Genomic DNA, 11263 nt, shown 5'->3' with positions numbered 1-11263 from the left:
TCCAGTTTTTGAGCTTCCCGACGGTTTCATGGCGATGTCTCATCAATTGGCAACCTTCAACGTTGGTAATGCATTCCCGAAACGGGACATCTGACGGCGCTAACAAGACTCGATCCGAAGCGGTATCACATCGAGCTTCAAGTGCCGGAGGCTGTTCTACCTCGTAGCTGGAGCGAAATGATCTGGTCGAGGAGTTCGCGCTGCGCCAAAAGAGCCGGAGCAATTTCCGGAAGCTTCTCAGAGGTTGCGGCGTCCGCGCCTTGGTATTCCCGCTCGTCATCAACTTCGTTTGAACGGGGGCGAACTTCTATTGGCATTACTCCATCAGCCACAGTTCTGTTTTGGGGGGAAACGACTTCCCCATGGTCGTTCTCTTCAATCTGCACCGGTTTTTGCGAAGTTGTATCGGCTGTTCCCTGGTCGAGCTTGCCTTCAACGAGGTTTGTGTCTCCCGGCAACATCAAAGATGCGGGCTCGGGAAGGGAACCGTGTTGGCTTTCGAAAATTCGCTTCAATATGAAATCCGAATAATATCGCACTTTTCTCAGTTTGAGGGGAGGTTGGCCTTTGATAAGGACTATTTCATAATCGTCGTCGAGTAGGCGGACTTGTTCGGCGCGCAAAAGCGGTGCTCCTTGGTCGGAGATTTGGATGTTATGATCAAACATGCGCGCTTGGCTGTACGACGTTGAGCGAGCCTGGAATGTGTAGTCGCCGATAGCTTTGGAAATGTAGTTGGGCGTCTCGTCATCAGCAGTCGCCATGAATACCTGCACACCCGTATTGCTGAGAAAATTTTGCTTACCAGCTTCATCATAAGTTCCTGTCAAAGCCGAAAGACTCTGAATAATAAACATGAAGCGGCCCTTGTAGCCGGCGATCGTCGTAATTGCCGTCTCCACAGCTTCCAGCTTGCCCAAGTGCTTGAACTCATCGAGGAGAAACAGAACTTCGTGCCGTTCATCTCCAAGTGGCAGCGATCGCTGCAGGATTGATACAACCTGCTGGAAGAGAAGACGCATCAAGGGCGCTATGACTTCGAGATCGTTCGGGCTGACACAAAGATAAATACAAGTCCTCTTCCGCCGCAGATCGTAGACGGAAAAATCCGAGGTGCTTGTAGCCGCTTTAACGAGTGGATCGGCCCAAAGATTGAGTCCGCCGTCGCCGAGCACCGATGTGTAGGATGTCAGGATTTTGGTGTCATTCCCCGCCATATTGTCGAAGATACGCTGAGCCTCTTTGTTTTGTGTTTCCTCCGCGAGTTGCGCAAATAGTTTGTACTTTTCACCCGGCTGAGCAAACAGATCGTAAACGGCACCGATCGTTGGTGTGCCGCGCTCAATGCAACTCAATATGCCTGCTACGAAAAGATCCCGTGCCCCGTCGATGAAACCTTCGGCTCCCTTGCCTTTGGCTGTGATGAGATTCGCAGCGAGGCGGCGCGTTTCTGTAAAGCGCCGTTCGGGCGGCAACGCGGCAATATCCAGCACGGGATTGTAACAATGCGTTCGCCGCTCTGGATCTAAGGGCGAGAACTTGAAAACCGCGTCGCCACTTGATTTACGCGCCCTCGATGTGAGTTCAAATAGCTCGCCTTTCACATCCAAGGCAATTACTGAGCCCTTGAAGGTTAGCAACGTCGGGATAACGACGCCGACACCCTTACCAGCGCGAGTTGGCGCGACAACAAGGCTGTGAGGTTGTTCTCCGTTACTTAGGTAGCTGCCAAACCAACGTGGTCCACATGTCTTGCCGAAGATGGGACCCGTGACGTGACTGTAGCGCCGGAGGTACCTGGCGTGCCGCATCTCGCCGGAGCCGGCCCAGCGAGCAGTGCCGTGATGTTCGCGCTCGCGCATCGATAACAGTAGTTGGCATAGCAACACGAGCGTTGACGTCGCAACGATGATGGCTAGTCCGCGATAGAACGTAGGACTTGCGTATCCCAAATAAGGCGGTGTCTCGTACAGGAACGCAAAAACGTTGAAAGTCATCATCGTTTCGCCCGTAAAGCCATGGCGAAATGTGACATAGAGACTGGCCGCACAAAACCCCACGGCCAATGAACATGCTATGCTCGCAGCCAGGCCTATTGGCGTGTACTTGCCTGAATTCATCACGTGACCACGCTCCGTTTATCCTATTGGACGGCTGTTTGCTTTACGGGCAGCTGGATCTACAGCCCATACCTTTCGCGCACGCGCGGTTCCAAGGTTCTCTTACCACCCTGCGCGTCACGGCCGTCCCCGTTCCGGCCCATCGACTGATCTGCTAACCGGTCGGCCTGTTGCGCGCGATCTTCGTTTCGTCCGTCAACAGTTTTTGCGTTTGAAGTTCCAGGTTCCCGCAGGTGGTCGTGGACAGGAGCGGGACGTAGGAACTCGATGAAAAGGTTTTCGGCGCCGTTCGCAACCTTGGAATTATAGGTTTCCGGCGTCATGTAAGCATTGGCTGGCGATTTGAGCCAAACATTTTCCGCGCCATACGTATTCGTTACTGTCGCAAGCTTTTCCAGCCTGAGAAGTTTTGGCCAAAACGCGAAGAAGGTTCCGCTATGATGCTGAACCATCACCTCTGGATTATGCACGCCTGCCTGCCGCGGGAACTCATAATCATGTTCACTTACCCGTGGTCCAGCAGGTGTATCATAAAAATATTTGCTATCGGACTTCAATCCGCTGAAGGTATTATCGGATAGACCGAGCGCTTTCATTCGTTCGTAATACTTTTCGGATCCGAGATGCAAGAGCAGCTGATTTCGGGGCATATAGGATCGTTGCGCGCTATCCGCTTTGACGAGGATCACACTGTTTTCCAACTCCTCCGCAGTCGGCCACTTCTGCAATCTTTCGAAGAGCTGCTTGCCTGTTTCAAAACGAACAACGTGCTCCCAGGGGTAAGGCCACCGCGGAACTGGCTCATTCCCGATGAGCACTTCGTCACCAAGCCGTTCAGCATCGAAAATCGCTTCCGTCGGCATGCGTCGCGGCTGGTAAGCATAGGACGCGCCAGGACCTTGCTGAATCTGATAATCTGACGAGACTTTTCGTTTCCCTTTATCCGAAACATCTCGCCGTATATCGGCACACGACGCCTTCCCGATCCGCAGTGGACCCGCAACGTCCGAGCCAGGAAGTTCCGTATGGGTAGCCTGCGGCAACCTAGGTACTCCGCTTTCGAGCGTGATAGGTGCCGCCCTGGCGGCGCTTGTTCCCGAAACGGTAGTGGGCGAGCCCGCCTCCTCGATAGCCTCGTTCAGTTTGAGCCTATGAGATTTTCCCCCGACAACCTGCTCGGAGCGAGATCTCTTCGAGCGCGGTTCAGAGATTGCGTCAATCCTTACCAGATCCTCGTCGGTCAACTCCGGCAAGCCATCGAACTTCATCTCTGATGGGCTCGGGTCCTGCCGAGAAGCTTCCTCATGGAACGCAGGATTCGTATGCCGGCCGCCGCGGCCCACGGTATAATCTTCGGCTGAGAAAGCATCGTCCAACCTGACTGGCTGAATAGTGTTCGCACCTTCCCGCCCCGTAGTCGGGCGGGGTCCAGAGAGTGCGTCGATCCGGGCTAAGTCCTCTTTGGTCAATTCGGGGAAGTCGTCGGACTTCATTTCTGATGGGCTCGGGTCCTGCCGAGAGGCCTCCAACCTGACCGCATGAATAGTGCGTGCAACATCCAGCCTCGAAGTTGAGCGGGCTTCGGAGAGTGCGTCGATCCGTGCCAGGTCCTCGTCGGTTAATTCCGGGAAGTCGTCGGACTTCGTTTCTGATGGGCTCGATTCCTGCAGAGAAGCCTCCTGACGGAACGCAGGATTCGTAAGCCGGCCGTCGTGGCCCGCGGCAAGATCCTTGCGTGAGAAGGCATCATCCAAGCTGACCGCATGAATAGCGTGCGCAGCATCTCGCCTCGAAGGAGAGCGGGCTCGCGAGAATGCGTCAATCTGCGCCAAGTCCTCGTCGGTCAACTCGGGAAAGGCGTCGAAGCGTTCCTCCGGTGAGCCAAGCGAACGAACTGAACCTTCATGGATCGATCCTGAAGCTGTTTGGCCACCGGTTTCGGTCGCGTCGTCGGAATAGGCACTGTCGGCGAGGATTTGGGTGCTTTCGACGCTGGCGGACCCTGCCTCAGTGCTTAAATTCGTAGCGGCTACGTCAGGAGGAACAACCTGAGTACTGAGCGGTGAACTGCTGTCGGCGAGCAAATCAAGGTCATCTAACCCTGGCCAAGATAAGCCTTGTTGGATCGACGGAAGGCTATTGGTCTCGCTATCCCCGCTTTCTACCATCCAATATGGTGCGCCGTCGAATGTTTCTTCAGGCTGGCCCTCTCCAGGAATGATCACATCATGACCTGAACCAAAAGCGCTTGTGGCAATAGGTTGTGTCGCAATTTCGTGCTGAGATTGCGTACGGCTCTCTCCAGTCCCTTCGATATTATCCAGCTCCATCCCAGACCGGTGCGGCCCTTGCGAAGCCGGCGTCGCGGTCGAGCTATCTTTCATAGCCAAAGACGCGGCAATAGTTCCCACCTGCATTCCCGAGCTGGTACTCCGCTTCGCCATTGATTCACTTTGATCACCGGTTTGCTCGTGTTCGCGCAGCTGCTTTCTTTCCCCCTTGCCAAAACGTGACGACGACGTCGCCTCGTGGTCCGCCCTGGCAGTGGACTGCATTTCAATCTCCCGCAGGTATTGCATGGCCGTACGAAAATACCCCTTGCTCCTCGGAAAGACCGCTGATTGGCCAGCCGGAGCTTCGGCTGATCTCACCGGGAGTATTTCTGCTGTATTCGGGGCATGGGTTGTCGGCCGTTGATTTTCGGGGGAAGTGCCTGGAAGGTCGCCGGCCCCACCAGTAATTAATGGCCGTAAGGAACTGGTCGTTAAGTGTTCTCTGCGGTTTTGTCGGAAGGCAGTCGACACCGATGTATCCGGGATTGGTGCGCCTGTAGCGCCTTCGTTATTCGAGTTCAACGTAGCGGAGCGGCTGAAGTCTCGACGAAATTCTTCATCTGCCATGATCGATCCTTTTCTACCTTCTGTTTCCCTCATCCCCTTGGCTGCGCCCGTCCCTTGACCGCTTACGAATGCTCGGCTCGGCGTCATCATCACGAGGACGCTTAGAATTTGGCTCTCCCTGCTGCCGGCGATCGGCTGTCGGAGGCAATGCGTCCGTAGCGATGTTGGTCTGCCCCGGGTCATCCAACGGATTTGATCCAGGGGGCTGGATCGGCGATGTAATCGGATCGTCCTGGGCAACCGGTACGGCGCTGATTGTCACTCCCGTCCGAATTCCGTCTACCCTGGTCAGTTTTGCGCCGCTCTGCTCTTCCTCATCACCGCGAGGCCGTTTTCGATGAGGCCGTTGCCGAACATCATCTTCGCTTGTTGTGTGCGTGACGGGTTCGGTTGCCAAACGATGCATGCCAGAACGGCCTTCAAGATCCTGGCCGTCTCCGGCGATGGTGAGAGGGCCGTTCCTCAAGTTGCCATCGTCCACAAAGGCTTTATCGCTGCCGGATTGAGAACGGGAATCGTTTCCAGATGATACACGATCGGGCGTGACACCGTTGCCGTTCGATCCGATCAGTGCCCGGGAACGTACTTCAGACACCGATTGCAGACCGCCGTTTCGTCGCAAGTTTTCTGACACGTTTTGAGGCAGCGAACCGTACGAAGAATTAAAAGATTGATCCGGTTCTCCGTCGTTTCCCCCAGGCGAGAATTCTTCGAAATCAATATCCTCGAAACGAATTTGATTGGCCTGCTGCCGCTCCAGGCGTCGATACTGGGCAAAAGTCATCGGCCGCTCCGAGATGCCGCGCTCAGCTCGGCTCGTCGCCTCGAGGACGACGCCATGACGAAGTGAAATCTCGGCCATTGTAATGCGCAAGGCGTCATAATTCAGTTGGGGGTGGCGCCGGGATATTTTCAGCCAGCCGTGCCCCAAAAGTTCGCGACGATTAACGACCACATGCAGATGTGGGTGATCGCGATCGATGTGAAAGGCTGTAAGATAGTTGTATCGGCCTCCCCCTGCGCCTGACCCAAACATCTCGGCTGCCCACTCCCGGCTCGCTGCATAAGCTGCTACCTGACTTGTACCGGCAGGGAAGCTTACAATAATGTGGGTCGTCAACTCCTGTTGCCTTTCCTCGTCTGGCCGACTTTCGTGATAAGTCCCGGTTTCTTGAACCCAGCTTAGGGCGAGTTCGCGGATTTCATCCGGTGGTACGAAAGTATCGAGATGTCGGGCCGAACGCTGCAGCTCCAACTTGCCCTTCCGAGATAGATACTCCAACTGGTTGATAATCTGTTGGAGGGTCTTCGTCCCACCTCCCGGCACAATGCGGATGATGACTTGAGACCGATCGGGCATCCAACAGATTCCCCCAAGTGCTACGTTAATGCTGCAAGGCGTCCGCCAGCATGGAGCAACCGTCGATCCGTCGCCGTGATACGGACAAAATGGAACGGAGCAAACCGTCGAGATCAGCGAACGATTTACCGAAAGCGTTTCGTTCAGCTTGCAGAGCGCCCAAATCCGTTGTCGGATTTTCAGCATAGGCACACAGCAGCGCGGCAATGTTGTTTGAGAGTGCTCCTATTGAATGAAGAATGGCTTCCATCATCTGACGAGTCTCTGCATCGATTTCGAGAAAGCCGGCAATGCGGCGAACCGCAACTCTTATGGCCATGCTGTCGGAGAGCCCCAGCAGACGGGCTTGGCGAGAGAAGCTCTCATATTCCGACGATCGCAAACGAGTGCTAACGACCTTGAAACCTTCAATCTTCGGGCCTTCACGCCGGTCGACAATGTCACTTGAAGTGGATTTTTCGCTTTGCGACATGGCTTGCTCCATAGAAAACGGAATGATCTGGATTTGTTCCGGAGTGAAATTCTCCAGTTGAGACTGAGGGAGCCTAGCCGCCAACAGAATAAATTCAAGAATATACTGTTCATATTCGGATCTATATAGTTACATTTGCAACTATCCTTCAATGCAATTGAAATATACTCCTGATAATTTCGCTATACAGACAGTCACACATACAAACAATGATACAGACGCACTTTCGTTCACAACGTCGCCAGGATAAACTTATGAAACTTCTGACATTTTGCTCATTTAAAGGAGGCGCCGGCAAAACCACGGCGCTCATGGGCCTTTGCGCTGCGTTTGCAAGAGACGGCAAAAGAGTGGCTCTCTTCGATGCGGACGAGAACCGGCCGTTAACGCGATGGAAAGAAAACGCGATGCGTAGCAACACCTGGGATACATCCTGCGAGGTGTACGCTGCAGAAGAAATGTCGCTTCTTGAAGCGGCTTATGAGGACGCCGAGCTTCAGGAATTTGATTATGCGCTGGCCGATACGCATGGTGGTTCGAGCGAGCTCAATAACACAATCATCGCTAGCTCAAACCTGCTTCTGATCCCGACAATGTTAACGCCGCTGGATATCGATGAGGCACTTTCGACATATCGTTATGTTGTCGAGCTGCTGCTGAGCGAGAACTTAGTGATTCCGACCGCCGTGTTACGCCAGCGAGTCCCGGTTGGCCGATTAACCACGTCACAACGCGCGATGTCAGACATGCTGGTGAATCTGCCTGTCGTACAATCTCCAATGCATGAACGAGACGCGTTCGCTGCAATGAAAGAGCGTGGCATGTTGCATCTCACATTGCTGAACACGACAAATGATCCGACGATGCGCCTCCTTGAGCGGAACCTCAGAATTGCGATGGAGGAACTCGTAACAATTTCAGAATTGATTGGCGATACCTTGGGGAATTGAAGATGGGGATCCGCAAACCTGCTTTGTCTGTCGGTGAAGCAAGACGGCTTGCTGCCGCGCGACCGATCGTTCACCCAATCCCAGCTCTTTCCTCGCAAAACTTGGCGCCTTCGCAATTACCTGAAAGAGCCGGAAAGGAAAAACGACCAGCGCCTCCTATCGCCGCCAAACGTCGTGACAACTTCGATCGGCAATCAATGCTAACGGCGGACGCCTTGAGTTCGACTGCGCCGCCGGAAAAAGTCCAGGTCTTTCTTTCGGCACGCCCCCCCGCTCCTGAGGTATCGAAGATATATGACAACTTGATTCTGCAGTACAGCGCTACCAAGGCGCTGCAGATGATCTTGCGCCGTGCGCTCGCCGATTTTGAGAACATGTTGGCGGACGGATCATTTAGCACGGGGCCTCAAAGCTACCCGATCTCAAAAGTAGTCGAAAAACCTATCGTTGTCCTGACTTCTCGCATGTTCCCGGTATCGCTGTTAGAAGTCGCACGCAATCACTTTGATCCATTGAGATTGGAGACCGCCAGGGCTTTTGGCCACAAACTGGCTACGGCCGCACTTGCATCTTTCTTTGCCGAAGAGAAGATAAGAAAAGAACGCTAATATGATGAGGCCGGTCACTTGACGGCGGTATTGTATTCGACAGCAGGCAATGAGGCAGCCCCTACCCAGCTACAACACAGCCAGCTCACTCTAGGCTGTGTCCCCATAACGGGGTTCATGTTGATGACGTTGTGTGATTCAATTTCCTGGAAAGGAGATTGTTATGCGCCGTCACGAACTGACCGACGAGGAATGGGCGGTTATCGCCCCTTTGCTGCCGACCAACAGCCGTGGAGTTGAGCGCGTGGATGACCGCCGGGTGATCAATGGTATCCTATGGCGTTTCCGGACAGGTTCATCCTGGCGTGATGTACCGGAGCGCTATGGTCCGCGCACGACGCTCTACAATCGCTTCTCTCGCTGGCGTGCGTATTCCAATGAAACCGGACAGGAATTCCGATCTTTAACCGGACGCTCATTCCAGCATTATACCGGACGCGTCTGTGAAGCGAAGCCGGATGCGCCGAGCGTCCCTGGGTCTGAGTTGATCATTGTCGGCGAATATTGGAATGGTCAAGCCTGAGTTGTGTCATCGGCATGCAGTGTTCGATGTTTGCGGAGGCTTTCGCCAGAAAGTTCGATGCGATAGGCGTTGTGAACGAGGCGATCCAAAACAGCGTCTGCGATCGTGGGATTTCCAATCATATCGTACCAGTGGTCCACGGGGATTTGGCTGGTAACAATGGTCGAGCGCTTCTCGTAGCGATCCTCGACAATCTCAAGAAGATCGCGTCGTTGCTCGTCGCTGAGCTTCTCCGGCCCCCAATCGTCCAGGATGAGAAGATCGGTTTTGGCCAGGCTCTTGAGCATCTTTGCGTAACGACCGTCGCCTCGTGCCAGGGCGAGCGCGCCAAAGAGCCGTGGTACACGGTGATAGGCGACGGCAAGATCTTCTCGGCACGCCTTGTGGCCGAGGGCGCAAGCCAACCAACTTTTGCCGACGCCGGCCGGCCCGATCAGTAGCAAGGAGTGCCGCTGTCTGATCCAGTCGCAGTTGGAAAGCTTGAGAAAGAGGTTGCGATCGAGACCACGGGCTGCGCGGAAATCGGTATTCTCGATCTGGGCGTCATGGCGCAGCCTGGCGGCACGGGCTCTGGCTTCGAAGCGCTTCTGGCGACGCGAGGTCTGTTCCCGTTCGAGCAGGATCGCGAGCCATTCGCCGTGCTCGAGGCTTCTCGCCTCCGGTTGAATCTCCAGTTCCTGGAAGGCGGAAGCCATCCCGGAAAGGCCGAGTTGCCGCAGCGTGTCTAAAGTGGGATTGGTCAGCATTCTTGATTGTCTCCTTAATGAAAGTAGGCTTTGCCGCGAAGATTGGCGTGCTCGCCGACAGCGGCAGGTTCGGCGGAATATCGTGGTGCCTTATAGGTGCTGATGAGCGCGCTGATGCTCTTGCAAGTCAGTCCGCCGATCTCGACGGCACGGGCGGACACTGCTTCGGCCTGCATCGTAGGAATGGCCTGGTAGAGCTTCAGCACGCCAAGGCAGGTTCGAAAGCCTTGTTCGGGATGAGGACGGCTGGCCAGTATAGCTATGATCAGCCCCTCGGTCTGAGGCCCAATGGAAGCACCCCAGCGCTGGAACCTTGCAGGTGACCATTCGGCATAGCGCCGGTGCGAGCTAGGCATATGGTCAGGATTGGTTCCGTAGCGAGAACCGCCGTACCGGCGTTGGTGGGTCGCAATCCTCTTGCCCTTGAAAAAGACCTCGATCGTACGGCTCGTGGCCCGGACATCAACCTGCTGGCGGATGAGCGTATGAGGTACGGAGTAGAAATAGCGCTCGAACTCGACGTGGTAGTCGGTCAAGACCCGCGCCAGCTTCCATTCGGCGTACTCGTAGTCCTCTGCCGGGAGAGCCGCGAGTGCTGGGCGTTCCATGGTCTCGAATATCTCCTGGCGGGTTTGGCCCAACCGCTTCATGACGTGCGTGTTGATCCGCTCGACGGCATCCCGGATGGCGGCGTTAGCTTCCTCCAGTGAGAAAAAGGTATGATTGCGCAGCCGGCCGAGGATGCAGCTCTGAGCGAAACGTACGCCGGCCTCGACTTTTGGCTTGTCTTTCGGCCGCTTCGGTCGCGCCGGAAGCACGCCGACGCCGTAATGGGCCGCCATCCTGCCGAAGCTCTGGTTGATCTCTGGATCGTAGAAGCTCGCCTTGTTGACGCCGGACTTCAAATTATCCGGAACGATAAGGCGCGGCACGCCACCAAAGAAGGCGAACATGCGAACGTGCGAGCCGATCCAGTCCGGCAGGGTCTGGGTCCAGGTGGCTTCTGCAAAGGCATAACTCGATGCGCCAAGCACGCCGACAAAGATCTCCGCCTCGCGGATCTCGCCGGTCTTACGATCGACGATAGGCAGCTTCTTGCCGGAATAATCGACAAACACCTTGTCGCCAGCAATGTGGACCTGCCGCATCGTGGGCGTCAGACGCCGTTCAAAGCCGCGGAACAGGTCGCAGAACCGACTGAAGCCGTAGCCATCCGGATAGACGGCCCGATACTCCTCCCACAGGATCGTCAGGGTCACGCCGGGCTTCTTCAGCTCGATCGCAATGACGCTCCAATCCGGCTCTGGTAGTCGCCGCACCCCTTGCTTGGTGCCTTGCCTGGCGAAAAGTTTGCCTTCCAAGACGTCGTCAGTCAGATCGGCAGGCAAAGGCCAGGACAGCCCTGCCGTCGCAGCTCGCCCGATCCCGTCCTGTACAGTGCTGCGGGCGATACCGAGCAGATCGGCAATGTCGCGAACGCTCACACCGTCCGATCGCAGTCGAAGTAAATGTCGGATTTGTCTCATGGTCAGCCTTCGTCTCTTCGACATGCCATCTCCTCACGTTCGAAAGGAAATACATGCC

8 protein-coding genes and 1 pseudogene are annotated in these 11263 nt (G+C 55.3%); 3 read left to right on the top strand and 6 right to left on the bottom strand.

Annotated elements, in window-relative coordinates; translation table 11 throughout:
• Positions 1–137: 137 nt before the first annotated feature.
• The 4 genes from virD4 to virD1 all read right to left on the bottom strand — a co-directional run bounded on the left by virD4 (position 138) and on the right by virD1 (position 6852).
• On the bottom strand, positions 138–2120 hold the full coding sequence (virD4, locus tag ACVTFQ_RS33530; protein ID WP_012476043.1) for a type IV secretion system ATPase VirD4: 1983 nt from the start codon (positions 2118–2120) through the stop codon (positions 138–140).
• A gap of 59 nt (positions 2121–2179) precedes the next feature.
• A complete protein-coding gene (locus ACVTFQ_RS33525; protein WP_173992072.1) occupies positions 2180–4675 on the bottom strand; it encodes a virA/G regulated protein in 2496 nt (831 codons plus the stop codon).
• A gap of 358 nt (positions 4676–5033) precedes the next feature.
• The gene (locus tag ACVTFQ_RS33520) at positions 5034–6380 is read right to left on the bottom strand and encodes a T-DNA border endonuclease VirD2 (protein WP_012476041.1); all 1347 of its coding nucleotides are present in this window, start codon (positions 6378–6380) and stop codon (positions 5034–5036) included.
• Positions 6381–6405: 25 nt separating this feature from the next.
• The gene (gene virD1 / locus ACVTFQ_RS33515) at positions 6406–6852 is read right to left on the bottom strand and encodes a T-DNA border endonuclease subunit VirD1 (RefSeq protein WP_012476040.1); all 447 of its coding nucleotides are present in this window, start codon (positions 6850–6852) and stop codon (positions 6406–6408) included.
• Positions 6853–7106: 254 nt separating this feature from the next.
• Here virD1 and ACVTFQ_RS33510 point away from each other — a divergent pair, with 254 nt between their 5' ends.
• The 3 genes and pseudogenes from ACVTFQ_RS33510 to ACVTFQ_RS33500 form a co-directional block, all read left to right on the top strand.
• Complete coding sequence (locus tag ACVTFQ_RS33510; protein WP_012476039.1) at positions 7107–7802, top strand: conjugal transfer ATPase VirC1; 696 nt, start codon at positions 7107–7109, stop codon at positions 7800–7802.
• Positions 7803–7804: 2 nt separating this feature from the next.
• Positions 7805–8410, top strand: coding sequence for a conjugal transfer protein VirC2 (locus ACVTFQ_RS33505; protein WP_010900354.1), 606 nt, complete (start codon positions 7805–7807; stop codon positions 8408–8410).
• Positions 8411–8573: 163 nt separating this feature from the next.
• Positions 8574–8777 (top strand): annotated as a pseudogene (locus tag ACVTFQ_RS33500) (transposase); the annotation flags it as partial.
• A 146-nt stretch (positions 8778–8923) separates the two neighbouring features.
• Here the strand turns inward: ACVTFQ_RS33500 and istB are convergent.
• Both istB and istA read right to left on the bottom strand, forming a co-directional pair.
• Positions 8924–9679, bottom strand: coding sequence for an IS21-like element helper ATPase IstB (gene istB, locus ACVTFQ_RS33495; protein ID WP_111560489.1), 756 nt, complete (start codon positions 9677–9679; stop codon positions 8924–8926).
• Positions 9680–9693: 14 nt separating this feature from the next.
• Positions 9694–11205 carry an IS21 family transposase gene (gene istA, locus ACVTFQ_RS33490; protein ID WP_112980621.1) on the bottom strand — a complete coding sequence of 504 codons (1512 nt, stop codon included), beginning with the start codon at positions 11203–11205 and terminating at the stop codon, positions 9694–9696.
• Between the last annotated feature and the right edge of the window lie 58 nt (positions 11206–11263).

Source organism: Rhizobium sp. O111 (genome assembly GCF_055616315.1).
Note: the sequence above shows the minus strand (reverse complement) of the source record. Positions and strands in the feature narration are given on the sequence as shown.

Excerpts from the sequence above, each read along its gene's own strand:
- virD4 (WP_012476043.1), bottom strand. The coding sequence starts at position 2,120 with ATGAATTCAGGCAAGTACACGCCAATAGGCCTGGCTGCGAGCATAGCA.
- ACVTFQ_RS33525 (WP_173992072.1), bottom strand. The coding sequence starts at position 4,675 with ATGCAGTCCACTGCCAGGGCGGACCACGAGGCGACGTCGTCGTCACGT.
- ACVTFQ_RS33520 (WP_012476041.1), bottom strand. The coding sequence starts at position 6,380 with ATGCCCGATCGGTCTCAAGTCATCATCCGCATTGTGCCGGGAGGTGGG.
- virD1 (WP_012476040.1), bottom strand. The coding sequence starts at position 6,852 with ATGTCGCAAAGCGAAAAATCCACTTCAAGTGACATTGTCGACCGGCGT.
- ACVTFQ_RS33510 (WP_012476039.1), top strand. The coding sequence starts at position 7,107 with ATGAAACTTCTGACATTTTGCTCATTTAAAGGAGGCGCCGGCAAAACC.
- ACVTFQ_RS33505 (WP_010900354.1), top strand. The coding sequence starts at position 7,805 with ATGGGGATCCGCAAACCTGCTTTGTCTGTCGGTGAAGCAAGACGGCTT.
- istB (WP_111560489.1), bottom strand. The coding sequence starts at position 9,679 with ATGCTGACCAATCCCACTTTAGACACGCTGCGGCAACTCGGCCTTTCC.
- istA (WP_112980621.1), bottom strand. The coding sequence starts at position 11,205 with ATGAGACAAATCCGACATTTACTTCGACTGCGATCGGACGGTGTGAGC.